The 26,113-nt window shown below is 66.2% G+C and carries 29 protein-coding genes and 1 tRNA gene; 19 read left to right on the top strand and 11 right to left on the bottom strand.

Going from position 1 to position 26,113, the window contains the following annotated elements; genetic code table 11:
- Together NC7_RS03285 and NC7_RS03290 are read left to right on the top strand one after the other, a co-directional pair.
- A complete protein-coding gene (locus NC7_RS03285) occupies positions 1-564 on the top strand; it encodes a hypothetical protein (RefSeq protein WP_067978461.1) in 564 nt (187 codons plus the stop codon).
- Positions 565-1,049: 485 nt separating this feature from the next.
- Complete coding sequence (locus tag NC7_RS03290) at positions 1,050-1,472, top strand: hypothetical protein (RefSeq protein ID WP_067978464.1); 423 nt, start codon at positions 1,050-1,052, stop codon at positions 1,470-1,472.
- A gap of 48 nt (positions 1,473-1,520) precedes the next feature.
- Here the strand turns inward: NC7_RS03290 and NC7_RS03295 are convergent, their stop codons facing one another.
- Positions 1,521-2,105 carry a cysteine hydrolase family protein gene (locus tag NC7_RS03295; RefSeq protein WP_067978467.1) on the bottom strand — a complete coding sequence of 195 codons (585 nt, stop codon included), beginning with the start codon at positions 2,103-2,105 and terminating at the stop codon, positions 1,521-1,523.
- A 77-nt stretch (positions 2,106-2,182) separates the two neighbouring features.
- On the opposite strand from NC7_RS03295, the gene NC7_RS03300 reads away from it, so the two are divergent.
- From NC7_RS03300 to NC7_RS03305, 3 genes are all read left to right on the top strand, one after another.
- Entirely contained in the window at positions 2,183-3,160 is a 978-nt protein-coding gene (locus tag NC7_RS03300) for a GlxA family transcriptional regulator (protein ID WP_067978473.1), read from the top strand.
- A 30-nt stretch (positions 3,161-3,190) separates the two neighbouring features.
- Positions 3,191-3,313, top strand: coding sequence for a hypothetical protein (locus tag NC7_RS29970; protein ID WP_255285036.1), 123 nt, complete (start codon positions 3,191-3,193; stop codon positions 3,311-3,313).
- 119 nt (positions 3,314-3,432) lie between these two features.
- The gene (locus tag NC7_RS03305; protein ID WP_067978476.1) at positions 3,433-3,774 is read left to right on the top strand and encodes a hypothetical protein; all 342 of its coding nucleotides are present in this window, start codon (positions 3,433-3,435) and stop codon (positions 3,772-3,774) included.
- A 274-nt stretch (positions 3,775-4,048) separates the two neighbouring features.
- On the opposite strand, the gene NC7_RS03310 is transcribed toward NC7_RS03305, so the two are convergent.
- The 3 genes from NC7_RS03310 to NC7_RS03320 form a co-directional block, all read right to left on the bottom strand.
- Entirely contained in the window at positions 4,049-4,762 is a 714-nt protein-coding gene (locus NC7_RS03310; RefSeq protein ID WP_067978479.1) for an MmyB family transcriptional regulator, read from the bottom strand.
- 129 nt (positions 4,763-4,891) lie between these two features.
- Positions 4,892-6,127 carry an SGNH/GDSL hydrolase family protein gene (locus tag NC7_RS03315; RefSeq protein ID WP_201449844.1) on the bottom strand — a complete coding sequence of 412 codons (1,236 nt, stop codon included), beginning with the start codon at positions 6,125-6,127 and terminating at the stop codon, positions 4,892-4,894.
- Between the two features lie 26 nt (positions 6,128-6,153).
- Entirely contained in the window at positions 6,154-7,338 is a 1,185-nt protein-coding gene (locus NC7_RS03320) for an MFS transporter (RefSeq protein WP_067978482.1), read from the bottom strand.
- A gap of 153 nt (positions 7,339-7,491) precedes the next feature.
- On the opposite strand from NC7_RS03320, the gene NC7_RS03325 reads away from it, so the two are divergent.
- From NC7_RS03325 to NC7_RS29980, 3 genes are all read left to right on the top strand, one after another.
- Positions 7,492-8,403 carry a LysR family transcriptional regulator gene (locus NC7_RS03325; protein ID WP_067978485.1) on the top strand — a complete coding sequence of 304 codons (912 nt, stop codon included), beginning with the start codon at positions 7,492-7,494 and terminating at the stop codon, positions 8,401-8,403.
- A 155-nt stretch (positions 8,404-8,558) separates the two neighbouring features.
- Positions 8,559-9,227, top strand: coding sequence for a Fic family protein (locus NC7_RS29975; RefSeq protein ID WP_236573149.1), 669 nt, complete (start codon positions 8,559-8,561; stop codon positions 9,225-9,227).
- Between the two features lie 63 nt (positions 9,228-9,290).
- Entirely contained in the window at positions 9,291-9,734 is a 444-nt protein-coding gene (locus NC7_RS29980; RefSeq protein ID WP_236573148.1) for a Fic family protein, read from the top strand.
- A gap of 59 nt (positions 9,735-9,793) precedes the next feature.
- Here the strand turns inward: NC7_RS29980 and NC7_RS03335 are convergent, their stop codons facing one another.
- Positions 9,794-11,629, bottom strand: a complete 1,836-nt coding sequence (locus NC7_RS03335) for an acyl-CoA dehydrogenase (protein WP_067978488.1) — start codon at positions 11,627-11,629, stop codon at positions 9,794-9,796.
- A gap of 233 nt (positions 11,630-11,862) precedes the next feature.
- Here NC7_RS03335 and NC7_RS03340 point away from each other — a divergent pair, with 233 nt between their 5' ends.
- Complete coding sequence (locus NC7_RS03340; protein WP_067978490.1) at positions 11,863-12,456, top strand: alpha/beta hydrolase family protein; 594 nt, start codon at positions 11,863-11,865, stop codon at positions 12,454-12,456.
- Between the two features lie 37 nt (positions 12,457-12,493).
- Positions 12,494-12,958: a flavodoxin family protein gene (locus NC7_RS03345; RefSeq protein WP_067978493.1), complete on the top strand. Its 465-nt coding sequence runs from the start codon at positions 12,494-12,496 to the stop codon at positions 12,956-12,958.
- Here NC7_RS03345 and NC7_RS03350 read toward each other — a convergent pair.
- From NC7_RS03350 to NC7_RS03360, 3 genes are all read right to left on the bottom strand, one after another.
- Complete coding sequence (locus tag NC7_RS03350; protein WP_067978496.1) at positions 12,938-13,594, bottom strand: class I SAM-dependent methyltransferase; 657 nt, start codon at positions 13,592-13,594, stop codon at positions 12,938-12,940. The genes NC7_RS03345 and NC7_RS03350 overlap by 21 nt on opposite strands.
- 134 nt (positions 13,595-13,728) lie before the next feature.
- Positions 13,729-14,808: a glycoside hydrolase family 183 protein gene (locus NC7_RS03355; protein ID WP_067978618.1), complete on the bottom strand. Its 1,080-nt coding sequence runs from the start codon at positions 14,806-14,808 to the stop codon at positions 13,729-13,731.
- 171 nt (positions 14,809-14,979) lie between these two features.
- Positions 14,980-15,723 (bottom strand): crotonase/enoyl-CoA hydratase family protein, encoded by a 744-nt coding sequence (locus tag NC7_RS03360; RefSeq protein ID WP_067978499.1) that lies wholly within the window; start codon positions 15,721-15,723, stop codon positions 14,980-14,982.
- A gap of 115 nt (positions 15,724-15,838) precedes the next feature.
- Here NC7_RS03360 and NC7_RS03365 point away from each other — a divergent pair, with 115 nt between their 5' ends.
- From NC7_RS03365 to NC7_RS03380, 4 genes are all read left to right on the top strand, one after another.
- The gene (locus NC7_RS03365) at positions 15,839-16,150 is read left to right on the top strand and encodes a hypothetical protein (protein ID WP_067978503.1); all 312 of its coding nucleotides are present in this window, start codon (positions 15,839-15,841) and stop codon (positions 16,148-16,150) included.
- Between the two features lie 56 nt (positions 16,151-16,206).
- Positions 16,207-16,992, top strand: coding sequence for a DUF1963 domain-containing protein (locus NC7_RS03370; protein ID WP_157101817.1), 786 nt, complete (start codon positions 16,207-16,209; stop codon positions 16,990-16,992).
- 168 nt (positions 16,993-17,160) lie between these two features.
- Positions 17,161-17,778, top strand: coding sequence for an NADPH-dependent FMN reductase (locus NC7_RS03375; protein ID WP_067978508.1), 618 nt, complete (start codon positions 17,161-17,163; stop codon positions 17,776-17,778).
- Between the two features lie 4 nt (positions 17,779-17,782).
- Positions 17,783-19,252: a DHA2 family efflux MFS transporter permease subunit gene (locus NC7_RS03380; protein ID WP_236573146.1), complete on the top strand. Its 1,470-nt coding sequence runs from the start codon at positions 17,783-17,785 to the stop codon at positions 19,250-19,252.
- 140 nt (positions 19,253-19,392) lie between these two features.
- On the opposite strand, the gene NC7_RS03385 is transcribed toward NC7_RS03380, so the two are convergent.
- A complete protein-coding gene (locus tag NC7_RS03385; protein ID WP_067978514.1) occupies positions 19,393-19,887 on the bottom strand; it encodes a hypothetical protein in 495 nt (164 codons plus the stop codon).
- A gap of 98 nt (positions 19,888-19,985) precedes the next feature.
- Between NC7_RS03385 and NC7_RS03390 the strand changes: the two genes are divergently transcribed.
- Positions 19,986-20,435 (top strand): hypothetical protein, encoded by a 450-nt coding sequence (locus tag NC7_RS03390; RefSeq protein WP_157101818.1) that lies wholly within the window; start codon positions 19,986-19,988, stop codon positions 20,433-20,435.
- 18 nt (positions 20,436-20,453) lie between these two features.
- Here NC7_RS03390 and NC7_RS03395 read toward each other — a convergent pair.
- Positions 20,454-20,524 (bottom strand) — tRNA-Gly (locus NC7_RS03395).
- A gap of 98 nt (positions 20,525-20,622) precedes the next feature.
- On the opposite strand from NC7_RS03395, the gene dcd reads away from it, so the two are divergent.
- A complete protein-coding gene (gene dcd / locus NC7_RS03400) occupies positions 20,623-21,222 on the top strand; it encodes a dCTP deaminase (RefSeq protein ID WP_067497111.1) in 600 nt (199 codons plus the stop codon).
- Here the strand turns inward: dcd and NC7_RS03405 are convergent.
- Positions 21,135-21,647 (bottom strand): hypothetical protein, encoded by a 513-nt coding sequence (locus NC7_RS03405; RefSeq protein WP_236573144.1) that lies wholly within the window; start codon positions 21,645-21,647, stop codon positions 21,135-21,137. The genes dcd and NC7_RS03405 overlap by 88 nt on opposite strands.
- Before the next feature lie 202 nt (positions 21,648-21,849).
- Between NC7_RS03405 and NC7_RS03410 the strand changes: the two genes are divergently transcribed.
- The 3 genes from NC7_RS03410 to NC7_RS03420 all read left to right on the top strand — a co-directional run bounded on the left by NC7_RS03410 (position 21,850) and on the right by NC7_RS03420 (position 26,113).
- The gene (locus tag NC7_RS03410; protein WP_167352397.1) at positions 21,850-23,109 is read left to right on the top strand and encodes a helix-turn-helix domain-containing protein; all 1,260 of its coding nucleotides are present in this window, start codon (positions 21,850-21,852) and stop codon (positions 23,107-23,109) included.
- 24 nt (positions 23,110-23,133) lie between these two features.
- Positions 23,134-24,387, top strand: coding sequence for a pyridoxal phosphate-dependent aminotransferase (locus NC7_RS03415; protein WP_067978521.1), 1,254 nt, complete (start codon positions 23,134-23,136; stop codon positions 24,385-24,387).
- 451 nt (positions 24,388-24,838) lie between these two features.
- Positions 24,839-26,113: a YibE/F family protein gene (locus tag NC7_RS03420; RefSeq protein WP_067978524.1), complete on the top strand. Its 1,275-nt coding sequence runs from the start codon at positions 24,839-24,841 to the stop codon at positions 26,111-26,113.

Consider the following 26,113-nt stretch of genomic DNA (forward strand, 5'->3'; position numbering starts at 1 on the left):
GTGTACAAGGTGAGGACACTCGGGGCCGCTGTGGCGGTGGGCGTCGCGTTGACATTGTTCGGGGCTCAGGCCTCGGCAGTCCCCGGTTTGCCGAGCGGGTCGTCGGAGGTCGTAACCCCGACCGCCGAATCAATCAGCACCGCGTTTCCACGGTTGGTTCCGCAGAGTGCGGAGGGCGAAGTCGGCTACCGGGGTGCGACTTGCTGGCAGACCGATCGCGAGTACATCCCCAGCGCCAATGCGGGTGATCCGGAATTCGGGAACTGGGCGTGGCAGTGGCGGTGCTATGGCGGAGGGGACGGCAACGACCCCTTCTATCGAATCTACGCCTATCACTCCTCGGTCGACGTTCAGTCGGTGGTCGCAGGCCTCCCGCCGTCATCGATGACGACGGACGTAAATAACGGCCGCGAGTACACGAACCACCAGTACACCGACAACGGAAACAAGATCATCACCACCTTCTCGGGTGACCCCCAGCGCGCGACCTTCCTCATGTTCACCGACGGATACGGCACACCGGACGAGGTCATGAACTGGTGGCGCGCGGCCCCACTGAACTAGAACCCGGCGGCCGCCTGTAGCGCAGGCGGTCCCGCTTATGGGGTTGGTAGCAGCCGTGCTCGAGGTGTTGCCGACATGCGCAGCCATGCGGCTCTGTACACGGCGAAAGTTGTTGTGCCGCAGTCTATTACGGGCAACTCCCGTCGTTCTCGATGCTACTGTCGCCGGTTGCCCGCGTGCGAGCGGGCTCGGGCGAGACCGGGGGTGGGCGTGTCGACGACCAACCGGAAGGGTGATCGCCAAAGTCCGGGGAAGCAAGGGGCATTCGGATTTCGCGAACGACTACCTGTGTGCCGCTGACGCAGCGACGGAGTTCGTCTACACCACAGACGACTTCACTCTTTGCCTCGTAACGCCGTGAAGAGAACCCGGGAACGGAAGGGGTGGGGGTATTCATGGCCCTCGACGACGAACTCGACCGCATCGCCGCCCACGCCGACCACCGACTGGCTTTCCAGGCAGGGTATCCGGTACAAGGATGAACAGTGAGTAGATTTGCCGAGGTCATTGTGATCGCCCGGGACGGGTGGTCGGCGATGGAGCCGTTGACACAGCCGGATCCCGGGCGCGAATGGCATCAGTGCTTTACGCCCGTAGATGATTCTGTTTTCGAGGGCACTCTGTCAGGGTCCGTCGACTGCTACATGTGGGTCGCGCAGTTCCCACGGATGAACTGGTGGGGGTTGCTCAGCTTCCTGGAGGGTCTGGAGTGGGCGGATCCCTACTCGGTGCAGGTCTTGATTCGGGACGAGGAAGACAGTTGCTTCGGGTTGTGGATGCTGATCGGCGGAAAGATGACCGAGATTCCCCTGGCTGGTACGACAAGGCTCCCGGCTGACAACCTGATCACCGGGGGTGTGCTGATCAGGTCGGAGAAATATGGCGAAGAGCCTTCAGGGCAGGATTAGTTTATCCACGATGACGAAGGCTTCCATGCGGTCCGGCGGATCGCCAGGTCAGTCGGTGGTGAGGTCGGCGGGGGTCGGGACAACTACTCCGTAGATGTCGCCGACGGTGGCGAGGGCGGCTGCGTGGAGTTGGGGGGCGGTGACTTCGGCGAGGGGGCGGGTGGCGCAGGCGTTGGCTACGACGGTGGGTTTGTTGCCGCGCAGGAAGGCGCCTTCGGTGGTGAAGGTGACGCACATGTGGGTCATGAAGCCAGCGATGATGACCGATTCGTTGCCTGCGGCGTCGACCAGGTCGCCGAGTTCGGTGTCGACGAAGGAGTTGGGGAAGGACTTCACAACGACGGCTTCGTCGGCGGTGGGGGTGAGCTTCGGGTGGATCCGGCCGATGTCGGTGATGATGTCGTAGGGGCTGCCCTCGCCGCCGTTGTGCATCACGTGGATGACGGTGGTGCCTGCTTGTCGGGCCTTCTCGAGGAGGTCGGCGGCGGCGTCGATCGCCTGCTCCCAGCCGGTCAGTTCCATGACGCCGCGGGTGTAGGTGTTCTGGTAATCGACCAGGATCAGGGTCGAGGTGGCGAGGGCGGCGGGGGTTTCGTCGAGGCCGATGAGCTGGCGAAGCGTTGTCGAAGTCATGGGATTCACGCTATGGCCGTCGGGGCATGTCGGCAATGTCATGTAACCTGCAGATTCAGACATCGGCGGAGGTGGTGATGGAGCGGCTGGTCGTGGTCGTGCTGTTCGAGGGGGTCGACCTGCTCGATGTGACGGGGCCGCCTGAAGTGTTCTCGCTGTTGCAACGGGAGCTGGACGAGCCGACCGGTTACGAGGTGGCGCTGGCTGCCGAAACGCTGGATCCGGTCACCACGTCGGCCGGTGTGCGGGTGCTGCCCGACGTCACGTTCGAGAAGGTCGTCGGGCGGCGGATCGACACGATCGTCGTGCCGGGCGCGGTCGAGACCGATGACCGTCGGCAGGTTCGCGCGCTGGTGAAACCTGTTGTGGTCGAAGCAGTTTCGGCGATGGCGGTCGAAGCTCGCCGGGTGGCTTCGGTGTGTGTCGGTGCGCACGTGCTGGCGGCGGCGGGGCTGCTCGACGGCAAACGCGCCACCACACACTGGTCCACCGCGCAGCAACTCGCCACCGAGCACCCGGAGGTGTCGGTCGACGCCGATCCGATCTATATCCGCGATGGCGATGTGTGGACCGGCGCGGGACTCACCGCATGCCTCGATCTCACACTGGCCTTGGTCGCCGACGATTTCGGTGACGAACTCGCGTTGCGGGTCGCCCGTCAACTGGTGATGTTCCTGAAACGGCCGAGCGGCCAGAGTCAGTTCAGTGTTTCGCTCGAACCGGTTTCCACCACCCGCCGGATCGACGAGTTGCGGCACTACATCGCGGGCAATATCGCGCGTCCGCTCACGGTGACCGAGTTGGCCGAACAGGTGCATCTCAGTGAACGCCAGCTCACGCGCATCTTCCGGACCGAACTCGGGATGACACCGGCCGTCTATATCGAGTCGGCGCGGGTGGAGGTCGCGCGGCATCGGCTCGAGACGACTGATGAAACGCTGCAGCGCATCGCGACCACGTGCGGGTTCAATACGGTCGACACGCTCGCGCGTGCTTTTCGCCGACGACTCGACACCACGCCCGCGGAGTACCGGAATCGTTTCCGCATCGGGTGATCACTAAGCTGTGGACTTTACGGTGAATTGATGAGTAACAAGGGGTTTCGGGTGTTCGTGATCGCAGAAGAATGGCCGACCTGGCCGGTGACGACGGTGCTGTGGGCGATGACGGGCCTGTTGCGCCTGCTGACCAGCGGTTCCGGCGCCTGAGCCAGTCTGCGGGGCGCTGTCTTGCCCCCCTTTCAGGTGTCTGCCCCGCGCGTCGTGGCGCTGTTAGACATCTTGTGCGGCGGAAATTCGCCGCAAATCTGAAAGATGAGGGGTTCACAATGGCAAAGATTCGTGCGTTCGGTGTGGCGATGGTCGCGGCGGCGGGCATGTCGATGATGGGTGCGGGCGCCGCGTTGGCGGCCGAGGAACCGGCTACCGGGTCGTCGGACCTGCTGAGCGGGCTCACCTCGGGCACCGCGGAGACCGAGCCGGTCGCCGAGGAGCCCGCGGGCTCGCTCGAGGGCCTCGACCTGGCGGCCCTGCTCGCGCTGCTGAGCAGCGGCTCGGGCGAGTCCGAGACCGTCGCGGAGGAACCGGCGACCGGCTCCGCCGAGGGCCTCGACCTGGCCGCGCTGATCGAGCAGCTGAGCAGCGGCACCGCCGAGGCGCCTGCCGAGTAACAGCTCGTCGATCCTGGATCGGGTGCGAACGCACCGGTGGAAGTGGCCGCCGGTGACGAGGAATTCTTCTCACGTTCATCCGAATTATGTGCTGCGTAATTCGGCGCTGATAAGAAGTGACTATTCGTCTAGAAGGAGAACCATGTTCGACACCCTGGTCCAGATTCTGCCCCTGCTCGCCGCCTTCGCCTCCGGGTCGGCAGGCTGAGCATCGAGGGAGTTCGAGGCGGCGCCCGTCGGAATCCGACGGGCGCCGTTTCGTGTCCGGACCGTCTCACCGTGACGGGATCATCCGGTACTGCCACCACGGGCGGATCGGGAAGGCCGGGTCGTAGATGCGGAGCAGATAGCGCCGTTCGACGCCGGTGGTTCGGTCGCGCACGCGCACATGTCTGCGGGCGACGTCCTGCGGCCGGATCTCACTGGCCCAGACCGTATCCCAGTCGGGTGAGACGGCACAGGCCGAGGTGATCGCGGTGACGCGCTGAGAGGGAGCGAGCGGCGACAGCATGCGGAAGGCGTGCACGAGCACTTGGGCTTCGGTGGTCCAGTCGAGCAGGGCCTTCTTGGCGGCCGGGTTCAGGAACATCCATTCGAGCAGATTCACGCCCGCGCCCGTCCCGGGAAAGACGCGCTGGTACTCGGCGTTCGCGGCGAGCAGGTCCATGGTGGGGAAGCGTTGGTAGCAGGCCGGATGGGTGAGGCTGCCGAGGTCGGCGAGGTCCTCGGTCGAGGGGGCCGTCGGCGCGGCGCCGGTGTCGACGGCGGGTAGGCCGAGCACGAGGATGTGCTTGCGGTACCACGGCGGCACATCGAGGCTGTCGAAAAGACGTTGCAGCATCGCGGTATTGGGTACAAGCGCCCCGGTCTCGATCTGGGTGACCAGCAACGGTGCCATCTGCGCCCGCGCCGCCAGCTCCGCCCGCGCCAACCCCGCCGCCAACCGCCGCTCGCGCAAATACACACTGAGCGCAGAACTTTCAGCCATCCCAACCCCCGAGCCTCACCCCGACGACGGTGAAACCCAGGGTACGCCGCAAAGATCACCCGCAAACAACGAAACGACAGGTGGTTCGGCGGACGCCCCGGAGTTCGCGAGCTCCGGGGCGTTCGGTGTTCAGAGGGTGTTCAGGTCGATTGCGGCGGCCATGGCTCGGTAGCCTGCGGCGTTCGGGTGTCTGTGGTCGCCGGAGTCGAACGTGGGGTTCAGGCGTTCCGGGTCGGTGGGGTCGGCGAGGGCGGTGTTGAAGTCGGCGACGGCGTCGAATTCGCCGCTGGTGCGGATCCATTCGTTGAGGGCGCGCAGTTTGGCGGCGGAGGTGGGGGTGTAGTACTCGGCGCCCTTCATCGGCAGGAGGGTTCCGCCGACGACGCGCAGCCCGGCTCGGTGGGCGCGGTCGATCATGTCCCGGTAGCCGGCGATCAGCTGTTCGACGGTGACGACCGGGTTGGGCTTGTAGGTCGGCAGGTCGACCTCCGAGAAGCCGATGTCGTTCAAGCCGCCAAGCATGACGACCGTGCCGACACCCGGCTGCTCGAGGACGTCGCGATCGAATCGGCGCAGCGCGCTCTCGCCGTACCAGGGGGAATCGCTGACGATGGTGTTGCCGCCGATGCCAGCGTTGAGGACCGGGCGCGCGGTTCCGGCGGCGGCGAGGCGGTCGGCCAGGGCGTCGGGGTAGCGGTTGTTGCCGTCGTTGTCGGAACCGAAACCGTCGGTGATCGAGTCGCCGAACGCGACGACGGCACCTGCTCCGGCCTCGCCGCTCATCCGCACGCTCGACAGGAAGTACCAGGAGTGTGTGGTCTCGGTGAACGCGGCCGCGTCGGTGTCGGCGGTGTGGTTGCCGGTGGCGCGGTAGGAGGTGGCATAACCCTGGGCGTGGAATGTGGCCGGGCCGGTCGGTTCGTCCAGATACAGCGTCACGGTGGCGGATTCGAAGGGCGCCAGGCGCAGGTCGGCGGGGTCGCTGGTGAGATCGGCGCCGGGGCTGATGGTGGCGGTTTCGCTGCCGTGGAAGCGGAGCGGGCGCAGCGTGTCCTGGTGGACGCGGGCTCCGGCTTCGGTGCGGGCGATCGTGGCGGACGCGACGCGAAGGTCGGTGCGGCCGAACCGGTTCGAGAGGGTGATTCGGGCGGAGTCGCCGCCGGTGGTGACCCGGACGACCTGTCGGAGCGTGTGCCGCGCGAAGCCCTCGAGCGACCAGTTCGGCTCGAAACCGCTGCTCGGCTGCTGCATCGGAACCGACCAGGCGGTGGTCGAGACGGGCGCGGCTTCGGTGCTGGTGCAGGCCGCGGTGAGGGTGGCGGTGATCGCGACGGCGGTGGTCATCATCTTCTTCCAGACGTGCATGGGTTCGTCGATTCTCGGTAGTCGGGTCAGCCGCGGCGTTCGAGCGCGCGGGCGAACAGGGTGGTGAGCAGGGCGGCGGCGGCCAGGGCCGCGCCGATCCAAGCGGGTGCGGTGAGGCCGAACCCGTGGTCGATGGCGGCGGCGCCGAGCCAGGAGGCCACGGCGATACCGATGTTGAAGGCGGAGATGTTGGCGGCCGAACCGAGCGCCGATTCGCCGCCCGCCGTGTCGAGCACACGCATCTGCACGGCGGGGACGATGGCGAATCCGGTCGCACCGAGCGCGAGAACGCTGACAACCGCGCCGATCGGATGACCGGCGACGAGCGCGAAACTCACCAGCACGACGGTCAGCGCGGTCAGCGCGCCGATCAAGGTGGGCAGCAGAGCCCGGTCGGCCAACCGGCCGCCGACGATATTGCCCCCGAACAGGCCGACGCCGAAAACCACGAGCAGCCAGGGGACAGCGGCGTCGGGTAGGCCGGTCACCTCGGTCAGGATCGGTTCGAAGAACGTGAACGCCGCGAAGACGGCGCCGAAGCCGAGCGCGGTGATCGACAGCGCCAACCACACCTGTGGGCGGGCGAACACCGTCAATTGCTGTGTCAGCGACACGTTTTCGCCACGCGACTGGTGCGGGACCAGTGCGACGACGGCGAGCAGCGCGACGACCCCGACGACGGTCACAGCCCAGAATGTCGAACGCCAGCCGAAGGCCTGGCCGAGCGCGGTTCCCAGCGGCACGCCCGCTACGTTGGCCAGGGTGAGGCCGGTGAACATGGTGGCGATGGCAGCGGCGCGGCGGTCGGGCGCCACCAGGCCCGCCGCGACCACCGAACCGATGCCGAAGAACGCGCCGTGGGTGAGCGCGGCGACGATCCGGCCGGTGAGCAACAGTTCGTAGGTCGGTGCGAGGGCCGACAGCAGGTTGCCCGCGATGAACAGGCCCATCAGCGCGGCGAGCATGGTCTTGCGGGGGACGCGGGAACCGAGGGCGGTCATCAGCGGGGCGCCGACGGCGACGCCAGCGGCGTACCCGGAGATCAACAGGCCCGCGGTCGGGACCGAGATGTCGAGGTCGTCGCCGATCACGCCGAGCAGGCCGACGATGACGAATTCGGTGAGGCCGATGCCGAAGGCGCCCAACGCCAGCGCTCCGAGGGCGAGAGTGGGCCGGGTGGTGGTCTCCGCCCGGATCAGTGTTGTGGTCATGCGAGTGTGCAACTCCCTTAGTGGGAAAAGTGTTCCGTTAAGTCCATTCGTGTCGGTACCCGGACGTACGGTTTCGAATGGAGTGATTTCAGACTGCCGGTCGCGCTCACGCGCATCAACGGCCGTCGCCGACACGGTCGATTAGCGGGAGTTATGGAACGGCAGGAGATCGAGGTCTTCCTGGCCCTGTGCGAGGAACTGCACTTCGGGCGGGCCGCCGAACGTCTGTATCTGACGCAGGCACGGGTGAGCCAGACGATCAAAAAGCTCGAACGACGTTTCGGCGCACAGCTTTTCGAACGCACCAGTCGCCAGGTGCGGCTCACGCCGGTCGGCCGGGTGCTGCGCGACGACCTGATTCCGATTCGCGCGCAACTGGATCGGGCCGTCGAACGGGCGGAGGCGGCGGCGCGCAGCGTGGAAGGGACACTGCGCGTGGGTTATCTGGGCGGGTTGGCGGCGAGTCTGCTGGTCGACACCGTCCTGGTTTTCCGTGACCGCCACCCCGAATGCGAGGTACATGCCCGCGAGGTCCACCTGAGCGATGTCTTCGGCCCGCTGCGCCGCGACGAACTGGACCTGGTCATCAGCCACTCGCCGATCGGCGAGCACGACTTGATCGCCGGGCCTGCTCTGCTGACCGAACCCACTGGCCTGGTGGTTCCGCGCGATCACGCTCTCGCCCGCAGAAGTTCGATCGACAGCACCACGGCGGGCATCGAGGTGATCGCCATCGGTGGACCGGCGGGCGCGTACTGGCACCGCTACCTCGACGAGACCTGGCACATCAGCCCGGTGGGCTCGAACGGCGCCCACACCTTCGAAGACGTGCTGACCGCCGTCGCTTTCGGCGCCGGGGTCCACCCGGCCGGTGCCCACGCCGAGCGGCACTACCCCCGGCGAGGAACGGTCTACGTACCGTTCAGCGATGGACAGGGACACGTGTGGCGCCCGGTATGGATGCCGGGCGCGGAAACGGCACGCTTATGGGCCTTCGTTCAGATGCTGCTCGAGTCAGTCGCTCAGCGAGGTGCGGACCACTACTTCGCTCGAGCGAGGGTATAGACCAGCCAAGAAGCGAAACGGCAGCCGACCGCACGGGGAGTACACAGGGCATACGATCGCGCCAAGCTTGAGAACATGGAGGTCAATTTCAAGGTTGCCTCGTTAACCTTGAAATCACACCCCTGCTTTTCAAGGATTGTGGGTAGGGTGCCGAGGTGGACATCGAGAGCATAGGTAACAGCCCGATCGGGAAGATCGTTCCGATCAGTGGCTACGACCGTCGGTTCGACGAGGAGTTCGCGCACTTCGCCTTTGTGCCGAGCCCGCTACCTGCCGATTTCGTCCTGTCGGGCGCTACCTATTCGGTTGTAGTCGACGCCACGGCTGCGCCGGCGCGAGCTGATCAGGCGGCGTCGTTGCTACCCAATCCTGATCTTCTGGCGCGTCCGGCTACCCGCCGCGAAGCGGTGAGTACCTCCGCGTTGGAAGGCACCTACGCGGCGCTCAGCGATGTCTTCGAAGCGGACTTTCTCGAGCGTGGCCAAATGTCTGCCTCGGTCAGCGAGGTGCAGAACTACGTCAGCGCGGCGGAACACGCCTACGGATGGCTTGCCGAAGGTCGACCCATCACTCTGAACATGATCGAGCAATTGCACCAGGTTCTGATCGATGGGACACCGAGCGATGGGCCGGAAGCTGGTCACGTTCGGACAACGCAGGTGTTCATCGGCGCCGGACGTGGGCGGGTTCCTACGGCTAGGTATGTTCCTCCGCCCCCGGGCGATCTTCTTCGGGATGGTCTGCTCGATTGGGAGCAGTGGATTCGGCAGCCGTCCTCCACGCCGTCATTGATCCGCATCGCGGCCGCGCACTATCAATTCTAATCGCTGCACCCCTTCAACGATGGAAACGGTCGTCTGGGACGATTGATTGCTGTTCTTCAGCTCATGGCGTACCGAGAGTTGCGCTATCCCATCCTGAACATCTCGCCGTGGCTGGAACGAAACCGCACGGAATACTTGGATCAGCTGCTCCGCGTCTCCACCACCGGTGAATGGGACAACTGGGTCCAATTCTTCTGTGCCGCAGTGCATGCCGAGTCGATCGAGGTGGTCAGCCGCGTCGATCGATTGGTCTCGCTCCGCTCGGACTTCCATCAACGACTCGTCGCTGCCCGTGTGAAGGGCGTTGCGCTGCGGATCGCCGACGACCTGATCGGCTACCCCATGATTACCGCCACGCTTGCCAGCGAGCTGTACGGCGTGAGCTACCAAGCCGCCAACCAGGCAATAAAGCGACTGACCGAACTCGGAATTCTGAAGCAACGCGGCAGCGGTCGATACGATCGGATCTTCTCCAGTGGTGCTGTCCTGCAGGCTCTCGACTACTGACCTGAAACGGCAAACGGCCCGGAGCAAACGCTCCGGGCCGTTCCTTCAAGCTGTCAACGTCAGAAGGCGGCTTCGTCCAGCTCCATGATGTCGTTGTCGAGCGTGGTGAGGATGTGGCGGGTCGCGGTCAGCTCCGGCAGGACGTTGCGGGCGAAGAACTGCGCCGAGGCGACCTTGCCGGTGTAGAACGGGACGTCGGAGCCGGTGGCGCCGTTGTCCAGGGCGGCCAGGGCGATCTCGGCCTGGTTCAGCAGCATCCAGCCGATGAACAGGTCGCCGACGGCCATCAGGAAGCGGACCGAACCCAGGCCGACCTTGTACAGCTCGGACGGCTGCTCCTGGGCACCCATCAGGTGGCCGGTCAGGGTGGCGGCCATGGCCTGCACGTCCTCGAGCGCGGTGGCGAGCAGCTTGCGCTCACCCTTGAGGCGCTCGTTGGCGTTGTCGGCGTCCAGGAACTTCTGGATCTGGCCCGCCACGTGGGCCAGGGCCACGCCGCGGTCGCGGGCGATCTTGCGGAAGAAGAAGTCCTGCGCCTGGATGGCGGTGGTGCCTTCGTACAGCGAGTCGATCTTCGCGTCGCGGATGTACTGCTCGATCGGGTAGTCCTGCAGGAAGCCGGAGCCACCGAAGGTCTGCAGCGAATCGGTCAGGTACTGGTAGGCGCGCTCGGAACCGACACCCTTGACGATCGGGAGCAGCAGGTCGTTCACGCGGAACGCGACGTCGGAGTCGGCACCCGAGACGGCCTCGGCGATCTCCGGGTTCTGGTGCGCGGCGGTGTAGAGGTAGATGGCACGCAGGCCTTCGGCGTAGGCCTTCTGCAGGGCCAGCGCGCGACGCACGTCCGGGTGGTGGGTGATGGTCACACGCGGCGCGGTCTTGTCGGTCATCTGGGTGAGGTCGGCACCCTGCACGCGGGTCTTGGCGTACTCGAGCGCGTTCAGGTAACCGGTCGACAGGGTCGCGATGGCCTTGGTGCCGACCATCATGCGGGCGTTCTCGATGACGTCGAACATCTGCGCGATGCCGTTGTGCACCTCGCCGACCAGCCAGCCCTTGGCGGGCACACCGTGGCCACCGAAGGTGAGCTCACAGGTGGCCGAGGCCTTGATGCCCATCTTGTGCTCGACGTTGGTGACGAACACGCCGTTGCGGTCGCCGAAGGTCTCGGTCTCGAAGTCGAAGTGGGTCTTCGGGACGTAGAACAGCGACAGGCCCTTGGTGCCCGGTCCGGCGCCCTCGGGGCGGGCCAGCACCAGGTGCATGATGTTCTCGAACATGTCGTCGGAGTCGGCCGAGGTGATGAAGCGCTTCACGCCCTCGATGTGCCAGGAGCCGTCCTCCTGCTTGATCGCCTTGGTGCGACCGGCGCCGACGTCGGAGCCCGCGTCGGGCTCGGTCAGCACCATGGTGGCGCCCCAGTTGCGCTCGGCGATCTTGGTCGCCCACGCCTTCTGCTCGTCGGTGCCGTTGTTGTAGAACACCTGGGCGAAGCCCGCACCGGCGGCGTACATCTGGATCGGCGGGTTGGCGCCGAGCACCATCTCGGCCAGGGCCCAGCCGATGACCGACGGGGCACCGAGGCCGCCGAGCTCCTCGCGCAGCGGAACCTTGACCCACTCGCCGTCCTCGAGCGCCTTGTAGGACTTCTTGAAGGACTCGGGGATCGCGATGGTGTGGGTGTTCGGGTCGAAGACCGGCGGGTTGCGGTCGGCGTCGGCGAACGACTCGGCCAGCGGGCCCTCGGCCAGGCGGCGGACCTCGGAGAGCATTTCCTTGACGGTGTCGGTGTCCAGGTCGCCGAAGGCGCCCGCGTCGAGCACCTTGCCGACGCCGAGAACCTCGAAGAGGTTGAACTCGAGGTCGCGAACGTTTGCCTTGTAGTGGCCCATGTGAGTACTCACTCTCCGTTGAGTTCTGGTGCGGTCGGTTGTGTGCCGTTCCCGCCCGTCAGGTCGTCCACCGGGTAGCTCTCCGGTTTTCCGCATGCTACTCGCGGGTAACTTATTCACCATATTACCGATGGGTAAGGCTCTCGGCAAAGGGGTTCGTCAGCAATGTGACGTGAAAAACACGCGCGCGTGCCGAGACGTTGCTCGCGGCGATCGCGGGGCTACCGTGAGGTGTGCGCATCGAGACGTCAGTCGGACCGGCCGAGATCGAGCTCGACGAGGTGGCGAATCCGACGTTTCTGCTGGTGATGACCCACGGCGCCGGTGGTGGCGTCGATGCGAAAGACATTCTCACCGTGCGTGATTCGGCCCTCGCCGCCGGTGCGACAGTAGCCCGAGTGGTGCAGCCGTATCGGGTTGCCGGGCGGCGCGCACCGGGTAACGCGGTGGTCCAGGACCAGGCGTGGGTCGAGGTCGTCACGGCGTTGCGCGCGCGAGTCCCCGGCGTGTCGCTGGTGCAGGGCGGACGGAGCAACGGTGCGCGGGTGGCCTGTCGGACCGCCGTCGAGCTGGGGGCACGCGGGGTGATCGCCCTGTCTTTTCCGCTGCACCCGCCCGGAAAACCCGAGAAATCGCGACGTGACGAGCTGGTGTCGGTCGGCGAGGCGGAGGTGGTCGTCATCAACGGCGGCAGCGACCCGTTCGGCATCCCCGATCCGGCCGATGCCGCCGAGGTGCGTGTCATCCCGAAGCAACCCCACTCGTTCCGCACGGGATTCGACGTGATCGCGGCGACAGTGCAACCCTGGTTCGCCCGCTGGGGTTAGGCTTTCGGCACAGGCATCGGCCCAGCCAGGGGGAGTGATGAAAGCACTGATCGTCTGCACGTCCAAGGCGCTCGGAAACACCAGGAAGGTCGCCGACGCCATCGCGTCGGTGCTCGACGCGCGAGTGGCGGATCCCGCCGAGATCAGCGCCGGTGACCTGGGCGATTACGACCTGATCGGTTTCGGCTCCGGGGTGTACTGGATGTCGCTGGACCCTCGGCTGCGCGCCTTCGTCGACGCGCTGCCCGCCGGGCAGGACCGCGATGCCTTCGTGTTCGCCACCAGCGGCCTGCCCGAACCGCGACTGCGCCCCTACCTGCGCAATCTCGGCGATCGACTCGGCGACAAGGGGTTCGAGGTGGTGGGTGGGTTCTCCTGCCGTGGCCTCGACACGATGGGGCCGCTCGCGCTGGTCGGCGGGCTCAACAAAGGCCGCCCGAGCACGGAGGATCTGGCCTCGGCGCGGGCCTTCGCCGAGCAGCTACGCGGTCGGTTCGACTGACTCCGCCACGACCAGGGAGTCGATGGCATCGGGGCCCTCGGTGGGGCGGAAGACCTCGCGGGCGGTGGTGATCGTGACCCCGGTGCCGTCGAGGTCGGCACGGATGTCGTCGGGGGTGAACAGGATGGTCGCGTCCTGGGGTCCGCCGTAGCCGTCGGTGATGTTGCGGGTGGCATGGCCGAGCACCAGCAGCATGCCACCGGGGGCGAGCATGCCCGCGAGGTCGCGCAGCAACGATCGGCGCTGCTCGGGCGGCAGGTGGACGAAGACAACCAGAATCAGTTCGAACGGGCCGGTGACCCCCGCCGCGTCGAGGTCGGTGATGTCGGCGCAGGTCCATTCGACGCGGGACCGCACCGAGCGCGACAGGCGCGCCGCGACGGTCCGGCCCTTGTCGATCCCGACCTGGGCGAAATCGACGGCCCGCACCTGCCAGCCGTGCGTGGCCAACCACAGCGCGTGGCGGCCCTCGCCGCAGGCCAAGTCGAGCGCGCGCATCGGGGCGGCGGTGCCGTCGGGTTGCAGCGGCAGCCTGCGGTCGAGGCCGTGCACGTATTCGACGACCGTGCTGTTCGGCGGTGCGCCCCACACCAATTCGCTGCGGGCATAGCGTGCGTCCCACTGCGCCGCGTCCATGCTGTTCCGCCTCCCCGCGAATTCTGGCCAGATTCAGCTGCGTCAGCGGTTGCGACGCGGCTGGCGGTATGTCGCAGTCATGGTAGCCCGTGAGGGGTGAGTAACCCATGTGCTCGCCTGCGATGGGGGAACTTTCAGAGGGTTGTGCGCATGAGGACGACGTTGTACTGGGTGTGGACGGTTGTGAGGAAATAGAGGTCGCGTCCGGTCTGGTACGGGAAGATCTGCGGGGCGTAGGCGGTTGGCAGTTCGCGGGCGTCGATGAGGACTTCGGGTGGGCTCCACGGGCCTTCCGGCGACGGGGCGCGGCGCAGCACCACGGAGTTACCAGGATCGGTGGTGAGGGAGACGAACTGGCCGAGGTGCTCGTTGTACATCACCGAGAGTTCGGCGACGCCTGCCATCACGGGGGCCGCTGCGTTCACATCACCACGCCGCCATCCGCCGCCGTCCCAGTACTCGTAGGCGTCCAGGTTCTCGATCTCGCCTTCGGGTACGCGGGCCACGAAGGCCTCGTGGCCGCGGCCCGCCGGGGTGCCGTACTCGTACAGGTAGCCGCCGTCCTTCAGGAAGGCGTTCATCTGGAACTTGGTGTGGCCATTCGTGTTCGGCCGACGAGTGTGGGCCAGATCGGCCCAGGTCTCGCCGTTGTCCGACGAGGCGGCCAGCCCCGAATAGTTCGTGGTCCACGCCCCGGGCGCGTCCCAGCTGCGCACCGACATCAACGACATGTACTGCACCCCACCGACCGAGACCCCGGCGGTGGGGATGCGGCTGATCTCCTCGCCGTCCTTCGGGCTGAACACGAGCTCGCGGGCCTGACCGATGCCGTCGCGCACCACGCTGTGGAAATGGATGCCCTCGGCCGGATCGCGGGTGAAGCTTCGCGCGAGAATGTTGGAACGCCACGCCCATTTGCTGTCGTGCAACAGATTCGGGAGTCCGAGGCCCGCGGTGTCACCGAACGCGGTGAGCATCTCGCCGTGCCCGTTGTCCCACATGATCCCCAGGTCGGTGCCGAGGACGTTGTAGGTGTGGGTGGCGTTCGGACTCGCCATGCCGGTCACCTGGAACACCGCCTGCGTCCGGCCGTGCAGGACGGGCAGGCCGTAGGTGCCGTTGAGGACGGGGATCGGGTTGATGGCATTCGGGTCGGCTGTTGCGGGTGCCGTACCTACGAGCAGTAATGCTGTGGCGCCTGCCAATACGGTCATCGCGAGCGAGCCGGATTCGTTCACGTCGGCCTCCGGGCACACGGGAACAAGCACACCCGGTCGATTGGGATGTGCTTATTCCGTCGGATCAGTGAACTGAAACTAACAGCCGGACGTGAGCGAAAATACTGTGAGGCGACCCAGAGTTATGGTTGCGATTGTTTGTCCGCGTCAGCGAACAATTGCTTTACGCAGGAGCAAAGGGATTTGTGCCGCGCGTTCGGCGGCGAAACTGCCGCGCGCGGTGCGATGCCAGGAACGGTCGAACAGGCGCTTGGCGGCGGTGACCGCGCGGGGGTCGCGGGCCGCGATCCGGTCGGCGAGGGCCTCGGCCGCGGCCACCGGATCGTCGGCGATATCGGTGACCAGCCCGATCCTTCGCGCGTGGTCGGCATCGACGCGATCGGCGGTCATGGTGAGCAGCAGGGCCTGATCTATGCCGATGAGCTGCGACAACGTCGCGGTTCCCGACATGTCGGGGATGAGGCCGTGCGCGGCTTCCATCACCGAGAACTCGGTGCCCGGCGCGGCGATGCGGAAGTCGGCTGCCAGCGCCAGTTGCAGGCCACCACCGAAGCAGCGGCCGTGCACCGCGGCGATCACCGGGACGTCGAGACGACGCCACGCCCAGCAGGCTTCCTGAAAAGTATTGGTGCCGCGCCACGGTCGCGGGAGGAATTCGCGCACAATGGCGAGCGGGTCGCGGGTCGCGGCGGCGATATCGAGGCCGCTGCTGAAACTGGGCCCGTTACCCGTCACGACAACTGCCCGAATTTCTTTGTCATCGGACACTGTCGCCGCCGCTGAAACAAGGTCACGCAACATTTCCAGACTCAGCCCATTGTGTTTGTCCGGACGATTCAACGTGACATAAGCGCGTGCGTTCTCGAACCGCAGATCGATGTGCTCTCCCATGCCTCGATCTTACTCGTGAGTCAGTTCTGGGGGTGTGGCCCATCCGGCGCCGGTCGGGCATGATCCAACTCGGCCGCGCATCGGCCGATGCGCGTGGACCGAGAGGACGTAACGAGTGCGGATCTGTCTGATCGCCGCAGCGCTGTTCGCGCTGCCGGTACTGTCGGCCTGCGGCAGCGACGAGCCTGCGGTAACCCAGGCGGAACTGTCGAAGTCCCTGCAGGACAAGGGTTTGAAGGACGTGTCGCTCGCCGACTGCGCCGCCCAGGTCTTCCTCGACTCGGGCATGTCCCAGGACGGTCTGCGCGTGATGGTCGCCAACGGTCAGGCCGGTGAACAGGCCAAGGAGTTGAACGAGGACGACGCGGCCAAAGTAGGTGCGGCTCAGGCGAAGATCGCCGCCGAGTGCGTGAAGTTGGGCGGCTGACGGCGAGGCGGTCCGACGCTCCCGTAGTTGTCGGTGGTACCTGATTCGATGTGCTCATGAGTGAGCTCGATCTGTACGCCTTGATCCGCGAACACATCCCGGAGCGGTACCAGGATGACTATCGGCTCGCCGTGCGCGACGCGATCCGCCTACGGCATGCGCAGGACGGTGACGAGATCGTCGGGTGGCTCGGTGGTGCACCGCTGTTGCCGGAGGGTTTCGACTGGCCGAGAACCGAGAGGCATCACTACGAGCACGTCGCCACCATCGATCTGGGCAAGCTCCCAGCGATAGATCTGAATTTGCCTGATGCGGGGACCATTTCGCTGTTCCACGACGGCGGTGGAATCGCCTGCTGGTTCCCCGCCGGGGTGGCGACCACCGAAGCGGATGTTCCGTCTCGGCTGGTCGACCAGCGCCGGGCCTACCCGCGCATACCGTTGACCTGCCGGATCATCCCCACGCTGCCCACTTGCTACGAAATGCCGTTGCACGCCCTCGACGATTGGGAAGACGAGTTCGACGAGGTGTTGTTCGAGGCGGCGGAGAAATTCGACGCGGCGCGGTCCGCTGTCACTGAACCCTGGCATCAGATCGGTGGCTGGTCGTATCAGATTCAGGGGGAGAACGACCGAGGCGTTCTGCCCGGAAGCGCGGCGGAGCAGCGCTTCTACTCCCACCGGGAGCTGCCGGAGGGGCAGCTGTTGCTGGTCCAGATCGACCACGACAGCGGCAATGGCATCGGGTTCGGTGACATGGGGATGTTCTACTGCTTCATCACACCGGAGGATCTGGCGTCGGGCAATCTCAGTGCGGCAGTGGCGTATTCGGAGAGCCACTGATCCTCGGCCCGCCCCGCTCGTCTGCTGGCAGTGCGTTCGTGTCCAGCGCGGTATCGGTCGGCCCAGAGCGGATATGGCTTCGATCACAAGGGTTGACCTGAATTTAAGTTGAGGTTGGAGGCTGTGGGCAGCACCAAAGCTGGTGCGATCGTCCTGAGGAGGGCCTCAATGAGCAACTGGCACGTCGATTCCGAAGGGTCGCGAGGCGGCCTGGGTACGGCTCCGCTGCGAGTCGCGGTGGTTGTCGGCAGCACCCGGGAGGGTCGGTTCGGTACGACGGTCGCGGACTGGTTCGTCGGTGAGCTCCGGCGCCACGGCACCTTCGACGTGGAGATCGTCGATACCAGGCAGGTCGCGCTGTCGCACGCCTTCGGCGCGGTCACCGATCACCCGTCACGGGCGGAGACCACGGAAAAGCTTTCCCGTGCCGAGGCTTTCGTGATCGTGACACCCGAGTACAACCACAGCTACCCGGGCGCGTTGAAGAACCTGATCGACGAGCATCACGTCGAATGGCAGGCCAAGCCGGTGGGTTTCGTCTCCTACGGCGGGATCTCCGGTGGTCTGCGCGCGGTGGAGCATCTGCGGCCGGTGTTCGCCGAACTGCACGCGGTCACCATCCGCGACACCGTCAGTTTCGCCAACCCGTGGCGCCGATTCGATGACGCGGGTGAGCTGGCCGATCCGTCCGACGCGGTCACCGCCTCCAAGACCATGGTGCAGCAATTGACCTGGTGGGGTGAGGCATTGCGTACCGCCCGTGCCACCAACCCGTACGGGGCGTGACGTCGTGACCACCACCGCAAAGGCTGCCGCGTCGCCCGTAGCCGCTCGCAATCCGATGACGATCGCCCTCGTGCTGGTGCTCGGCACGATCATGGCCACGCTGGACCAGACCATCGTCAATGTCTCGATCAATACATTGTCCGCGGAATTCGACGCGGGCTTGAACACCATCCAGTGGGTGGCGACCGGCTATTCGCTCGCGCTCGGCGCCGTGGTGCCCGCCTCGGCGTGGCTGGTCGGCCGGTTCGGTGCCAAACGGCTGTACCTGACCGCGGTCGCCGCCTTCGCTGTCGGCTCGGTGCTGGCCGGGCTGGCCTGGAACATGGAGTCGCTCATCGCTTTCCGCGTGGTGCAGGGCGCCGGCGGCGGGCTGCTGATGCCGGTCGCGATGACGATCCTGCTGCGCGCTGCCGGGCCCGATGGACTCGGACGGCTGATGAGCACCCTTGGCCTGGCCATTCTGGTCGGCCCGCTGCTCGGGCCCGTGATCGGCGGTTATCTGATCGATGAGGTGTCGTGGCGGTGGATGTTCTTCATCAACCTGCCCATCGGTGCGCTGGTGCTGATCCTGGCCGCCCGCATCGTGCCCGACGACCTGCCGGAGCCGCGACACGCTCTCGATCTGCCCGGACTCCTGCTGATGTCGCCCGGCCTCGCCCTTGTGATCTACGGGGTGACGGCAGCGGGCGAGCAGGCCGGATTCGCGTCACCGAGTGTGCTCGTCCCCCTGCTGGTCGGGGCGGCGCTCATCGCCGCCTTCGTGCGCCGGTCGCTGACCACCGCGCAGCCGCTGTTGAATCTGCGTGTGCTCGGCAACCGGATCAGCGGCACTTCCGCGCTGCTGCTTGCCCTGTTCGCCAGCGGGTACTTCGGCTCGATGCTGTTGCTGCCCCTGTACTTCCAAGTCGTCCGTGGTGAATCAGCTTTGGTGGCAGGCGCGCTGGGGATCCCGTTCGCACTGGCATCCGGGCTGACCATGCAGGTGGCGGGCCGGTTGATCGATCGGATTCCGCCCGGGCGCTATCTGCCCGTGTCGATCACGGTGGCGCTCACCGGTTTCGCACTGTTCATCGTCCAGTTGGACGCCGATGCGCCGTACTGGGCACTCGGCGCGAGCATGCTGCTCATGGGCGCCGGTGGTGGCGGCACCATGATGCCGGTCATGACCACCGCGACCAGGTCGTTGAGCCGAGCGGACCAGCCCCCGGGTTCGACGGTGCTGAACATGGTCAGCACCACTGCCCTGGCGATCGGTACCGCGGTCTCCTCGGTCGTCCTGGGCGCGCTGCTCCCGGTGACCGGCGGGCTGCAGGCGCTGCACGCCATGGGTCCGACCGAGCGCGCCGAACTCGCTCCCGCCCTCGCCGAAGCGTTCCAGCACACCTACCTGATCGCTCCGGTCATGATCGCACTCGCGTTGATCCCGGCTCTGCTGCTGCCGCGCAGGTCGGCTGGGAGTGGTCATCGCCCGTGACAAGTATCGGCCGCGACCTGCGTGATTGCGCAAGTCGCGCACCAGCTCGTGCCTCGACGAACAAGCAGGTGCGCGGTTGTGCAGATCATTTGGCAGCCCGCCTGCCTGCTCCGATCACAGACTGTGCGGTGCTACTGGCGTCAATCATCGACAGTCAAAGCCAGGCGGGCCAAGTGTGTGCGGGAGGTCAGGACGAAATCGGCCCAGATATTTGCCTGATCATGCGGTCGCGTCTCGACCTGAGCGGCGAAACGGATGGTGCCGAGCAGGTTCTCGATGTCTCGGGCGAAGTCCTCGATCAGCGCGTCCAATGCGGCGTTGTGGACCTGCGGTGGATCCCACGGCTTCATTCGATGGATCGCGCTTCGGAGGTGCTCTGGCCAGCGTGTAGCGGGTTGAATCACCGTCGTGTCGACAACCGGGTCCGCTACGACGCGGCGTATGCGATCAGATACCGGTGTTCGGCGGATGAGAAGTTCACCGTCCAACTCGATCACGGGGTCGAGGTCGATGCTGAACGAGTGATTCGTAGCCGACATCGCGTCCCGGAGCTGAAGCGCAGTGGCTGCCAGCGATTGCAGAGGTCTGTTGTCCGGGTCGGTGTGGAGGAGAGGCGGGCGGGTCTTCTTTTTCACGTGCGGAGTATCGATCTGTGTGGCGGACAGTAGGTTTCGATGGTGCGGTCGTTCCAGTCGCCGGGGCACCGGGAGGTTTCCTTGACTAGCATGCCGTCATGTCATCATCGAACGTCTGGACGCGTGTGTTCTCCGGGTTCGGGGCCTGTGTCGCGGCTGTTCTGTTCTTGGCCTACTCGTTCCTGATGATGGTCGAGGGCATGCCCGACGAGGACGTTTCGGCGGGTAGTCATGCCCTGCTCGTCACCAAGCTGGTCGTCGCGGCTCTCGCCGGGGCGGCGTTGCTCGTCGGGGCTGTGAGTGGGTGGAGGTGGGCGATTCTCGGCGGTTGTTTGTTGTTCGCCGCCGACTTCATGCTCTGGCTCGTCTGGGCCTCAGGGGTTTTCAGGCTGCCGAGTTATGAGCACCCCGAGCCGGGCCCGGTCGCGCAACCGCCGTTGTTCTGGCTCGTGCTGGTCACGGTCTGGGGTGTGTTCCCTGGTCTGCTCGCAGCGCTCGCGTGGCAGGGACGGCACAAAAAAGCCTCCCCGCATCCAGGTCAGGCCTAGTACGCGGAGAGGCGGAAGAGCCGATGACGGGAATCGAACCCGCGCTACCTGCTTGGGAAGCAGGAGTTCTACCATTGAACTACATCGGCAGTGGTGCGACGCCGACTCTATCAGAAGCGGCGGGGGCCGGGGCAAGTCTTGCGGGGGGTCGCGGGGGTGGTCGGGTTTACCTGCTTAAACTGGGTCGGTGCTGCTCTCCGATCGTGACATTCGCGCCGAGATCGCCGCTGGGCGGCTCGGGGTCGAGCCGATGCTCGAGTCGATGGTTCAGCCGTCGAGTATCGATGTTCGGCTCGACGGGCTGTTCCGGGTGTTCGACAACAGCCGGTACACCCATATCGATCCGGCGCAGCAGCAGGACGAGCTGACCAGTCTGGTCGAGCCGAAGCCGGGGGAGCCGTTCGTGCTGCATCCGGGGGAGTTCGTGCTGGGGTCGACGTTGGAGATGTGCACGTTGCCCGACGACCTGGCCGGGCGGTTGGAAGGCAAGTCGAGTCTGGGCAGGCTCGGGTTGCTGACGCATTCGACGGCGGGGTTCATCGACCCGGGGTTCAGTGGGCACATCACGCTCGAGCTGTCGAACGTGGCGAATCTGCCGATCACGCTGTGGCCGGGGATGAAGATCGGGCAGCTGTGCCTGATCCGGTTGACGAGCCCGGCCGAGCACCCGTACGGGAGTGCGGCGGCCGGGTCGAAGTATCAGGGCCAGCGGGGGCCGACGCCGTCGCGGTCGTACCTGAATTTTCCCCTGTCGCCCGATTCGCTCAACGCGGTCGAGACGCGCTGAGGACCGACTTCCAGCGCGATCCGCAGCACGTTCGTGAGCGGCGGGAACACGTCGCCGGGGCATGGCGGGCGCACCCAGTGGCAGCCCTCGCGGCTCCAGCGGCCGAGGCTGGTCGGCAGCATGACGGCGCTGCCGATGCCGGGGACGTCGATATCGAGGCCAGACAGTTCGGCGGCTAGGTCGTCGGTGGGGCGGGCGTCGGGTGTCGCGAGCAGGCTCCAACGGATCTGACGGGCGAGCACGGGGCCCTCCGTGCGTTGCTCGCGCAGCTGTGCGAACACTTTCTCGGCCCGTGCGGTCGGCAGATGCACCACACACAACCGATCGGTGATCGGCAACATCACGAAGCCACCACGTTCGCGCACGGGTAGCCCGAATTCGCGCTGGTAGCAATACACCCAGTCATCGACAGTCCTGGCTTCCACCCTTCCAGGATCGACCCCGCGGCGGCTCGTGACCACTGCCCCGCACCGCCCTTTCACTGCCTCAGGAAACCGATTCGACGAACATGTGGTGTGTCTCACTGTCGCGCTCGTACTCTGGAAGGTGTTGTCCATCGGATGAGGTGACGTCGTGGTCGGGGAGTGGACAGGGAGAGAGGCCAGAGCTCTTCGCGATGCCAAACGAATGAGCATCCGGGAGTTCGCGGCTCATCTCGGCGTGCACGAACGGCTGGTGTCCAAATGGGAAGCCGGTGGGTCGCGGGTGAAGCCGCGGCCGGTGAACCAGGCGGCACTCGATACGTCGCTGGCCCGCTCCGACGAGGTGGTCCGCGCCAGATTCACGGCGCTGCTCGCCCCGGCGGGCGAGACCGACCTGCTCGCCTTCGTCGACGCGGGGGTGAGCAAAAGCGCTGTGCCCGAGTTGATGTCGGAGAGGGAGTTGATCATGGCGGCTGCGCACGAGGCCAGCGAACACGCGGCCGCCGCGGAGAGCACCAATGTCGGACCGACCACGTTGGCCCAGCTCGACGCCGATGTGCGACGGATCGCCACCGAATACGTCTATGCCGCACCGGCTCCCATGATGGTGGAGATGCTGCGGGTACGGCGGCGGGTGTACCGGCTGCTCGACGGGCAGCAGAAGCCGGTGGACACCTCGCACCTGTATTTACTGGCGGGCACCCTGTCGGGGTTACTCGCCAATGCGAGCACCGACCTCGGCTATCTCGACGCCGCGGGTGAACAGATCAGGGCGGCTTGGGCTTACGCCGAATTGAGCGGGCACAACGGGTTACGCGCGTGGACGCGTGGGATGCACGCTTTGATCGAGAACTGGTCGGACCGTCCCCGCAACGCGGTCCAATTGGCCCGTGGCGGACAGGAGTTCGCGCCGGGCGGGCTGGCACGGGTGCGGCTGCTCAATATCGAGGCGCGGGTGTGGGCGCGGCTGGGCAACGACACCGAGACGGACCGGTGCCTGCGTGCGGCCGAGTCCGTCGACGGCGACCGGCGCGAGGAGTTGCACGACGAGATCGGCGGGGTGTTCGGTTTCCCGTCGGCCAAGGCCGCCTATTACGCGGGTGCCACCTGCATCCAGCTCGGTCGCGCCGAGCACGCGCTCGCGGCCACCGAACGCGCGATCGCGCTGTACTCGAGCGGGCCGCCGCTGCAGCGTTCCTACGGTGCCGAGTCGCTGGCGCGGGTGGACAACGCGGCCGCGCACCTCATCAACGGGAGCATCGACGGCGCGGCCGACGCGCTGCGCCCGGTGCTCGGGCTGCCGGAGGACCGGCGCATCGCTCAGCTCGGTGAACGGCTGGTCGGGCTGCGCCGTCGGATCGCCGCCCCGAACTACCGCAACGCGGTCGAAGCGCGGGGGCTCGACGAGCGCATCGAGGAGTTCTGCCTGGAAACGGCGGCTCAGACCGGCAAACCCCGGCTGTGAGCGGTGTCGGCAACCCGTCCTAACATGGGTTGGGTGAGTCCACAGCATCCGCATGTCGCCCCGCGCGTCCTCGAGCAGTCGAAGAAACTGCAGGACGTGGTCTACGAGATCCGTGGGCCGGTACACGCGCAGGCAGCACGCCTGGAGGCCGAGGGCCATCGCATCCTCAAACTCAACATCGGCAACCCGGCGCCGTTCGGGTTCGAGGCGCCCGATGTGATCATGCGCGACATGATCGCGGCGCTGCCGTACGCGCAGGGGTACTCCGAGTCCAAGGGCATCCTGTCGGCGCGGCGCGCGATCGTCACCCGTTACGAGTTGGTTCCGGGGTTCCCCGAGCTCGATGTGGACGACGTCTACCTGGGCAACGGCGTGTCGGAGCTGATCACCGTCACCATGCAGGCGCTGCTCGACAACGGCGACGAAGTGCTGATCCCGGCGCCGGACTACCCGCTGTGGACGGCCATGACCAGTCTCGCCGGTGGCACCCCGGTGCACTACCTGTGCGACGAGGAGAACGGCTGGCAGCCCGATATCGCCGATATCGAAGCCAAGATCACCGACCGCACCAAGGCGCTGCTGGTGATCAACCCCAACAACCCGACGGGCGCGGTGTACTCGGCGGAGGTGCTGCAGCAGATCGTCGACCTGGCGCGCAAGCACCGGCTGCTGCTGCTCGCCGACGAGATCTACGACAAGATCCTCTACGACGACGCCAAGCACATCTCGCTGGCCTCGCTGGCCCCCGACCTGCTGTGCCTGACCTTCAACGGCCTGTCCAAGGCCTACCGGGTGGCCGGGTACCGCTCGGGTTGGCTGGCGATCACCGGACCCAAGGACCACGCCGCCGGATTCCTCGAGGGCATCGACCTGCTCGCCTCGTCGCGATTGTGCCCGAACGTGCCCGCTCAGCACGCCATCCAGGTGGCGCTCGGCGGGCATCAGAGCATCGACGATCTGATCCTGCCCGGTGGGCGGTTGCTCGAGCAGCGCGATGTGGCCTGGGAGCGGCTGAACATGATCCCCGGCGTGTCCTGTGTGAAGCCGCGCGGCGCGCTGTACGCCTTCCCCCGGCTGGATCCGAACGTGCACGAGATCCACGACGACGGGAAGCTCGTGCTCGATCTGTTGTTGCAGGAGAAGATCCTCATGGTGCAGGGCACGGGCTTCAACTGGCCCGACACCGACCACCTGCGCATCGTGACGTTGCCGTGGGCTCGCGACCTGGCCGTGGCGATCGAAAGGTTCGGTAACTTCCTGTCCAGTTACCGACAGTGAGTGTCACTATGTCAGGGGTCTTGACGGGGGCGACATAGGGTTCGAGCGGCAGAAACCAACTCAGGGTTCGGAAATCTGGGGATTTTGAAGATGCACTAGCGCAAAAGTCCAACTTTTGTGTACAGTGGGCATCGGCGCTTCGGCGCCCCGGCCCGGTCGTCTACCCCCCCTGGACGACCGAGAGCCCTAGGTACGCGCGCCTACCCCCCTGGGCGCCTGCCTGACGGGCGGCGGAGACAACCCCCTGCTCTCCGCCGCCCTGTACCTTCCGCCTCTCCGCGAATTCGGGCCGGACTCAGGTGCGGGGTTCTTTGCGTTGGCGGCCAGACTCGAGTTCGTTGGTGCTGGTAGCCCGTGCCCGGTGAGTTACCCATGTTCTTGGGAGATCTGTTGTCGCGGTTGTCGGCTGCGTGAGTCGTTCTTGAAAACGGATTCCTTTAAGCTTCTCCGGGTGAGCGATCATCATCACCATCACCACCACGATCATTCGGGGCCCATTGCTATCGGGGCTACCGCGGCCAAGGTTGTTGTCGGGCTGTTGGCGGTTATCGGGGTGGCGGTGCTGATTGCTACCGCGCTGTTGTGGCCGAGTAAGCCCGAGATCGATATTCCGGCGCCGATGGGGACCGTCAGTGGCGGGGCGGTGCAGACCGAGGCGGGGACTGTCGTCATGCAGGATGTCGGGCTGTGTGGGAGTCCCTCGCACGGGAAGGCGTTCGCCGACAAGCCGGTGCAGCCGCAGGTGGGGTACTCGTGTCAGCGCAGCATCATCGACATCCGGTCGGGGCCCGACAAGGGCAAGAAGACGCTGTTCGAAATCGCACCTGGGCCCGGACAACCCGATCTGCGGGTGGGCGACGAGATCCGGATCGTGCGGGCGGCCGACCCGAGCGGCGGGACCATCTACGGGTTCGAGGACTACTCGCGCGGGTTGCCGCTGACGTTGATCGTCATCGCGTTCGTCGCGGTGATCTGCATCGTCGCGCGGTGGCGTGGGTTCCGGGCGCTCGTCGGGCTGTGCTTCGCCTTCGGCGTCGTCGTGATCTTCCTGCTGCCCGCGCTGCTCGACGGGAAACCGGCGATTCCGGTCGCGCTCGTCTCGGGGGCGCTGATCCTCTACGTGGTGCTCTACCTGGCGCACGGACTGAACCTGCGGACCAGTTCGGCGCTGCTCGGCACGCTCGCCTCGATGCTCGTCGCGGCGGCTCTGTCGTGGCTGACCTTGGAGGTCACCCACCTCACGGGTCTGTCCGAAGAACAGAACACCAACGTGGCCACCTACATTCAGCACGTCAGCATCACCGGGCTGCTGCTCGCCGGATTCATCATCGGCTCGCTCGGCGTGCTCAACGACGTGACCATCACCCAGGCCTCGGCCGCCTTCGAACTCGCCGCCCTCGACGAAGGGGCCTCACGGCGCGAGATCTTCACCGCCGCCATGCGGGTGGGACGCGACCACATCGCCAGCACCGTCTACACCCTCGTGCTCGCCTACGCCGGTGGCGCGCTCCCGCTGCTGCTGCTGTTCAGCGTCGCCGGACGATCCATCACCGATGTGCTCACCGGTGACGCGGTCGCCATCGAAATCGCCCGATCCGCGGTCGGCGGAATCGCACTCGCCCTGTCTGTGCCGTTGACCACCGGCATCGCGGTGCTGCTCGCCCGGCCCTTCGGCGCCAGGACGGCACCCGTCGCACCCCAGCGCGCGCGGCACGCCAGGAACTGA

The sequence above is a fragment of the Nocardia caishijiensis NBRC 108228 genome (assembly GCF_001612825.1).
In the GTDB taxonomy this organism is placed as follows: domain Bacteria; phylum Actinomycetota; class Actinomycetes; order Mycobacteriales; family Mycobacteriaceae; genus Nocardia; species Nocardia caishijiensis.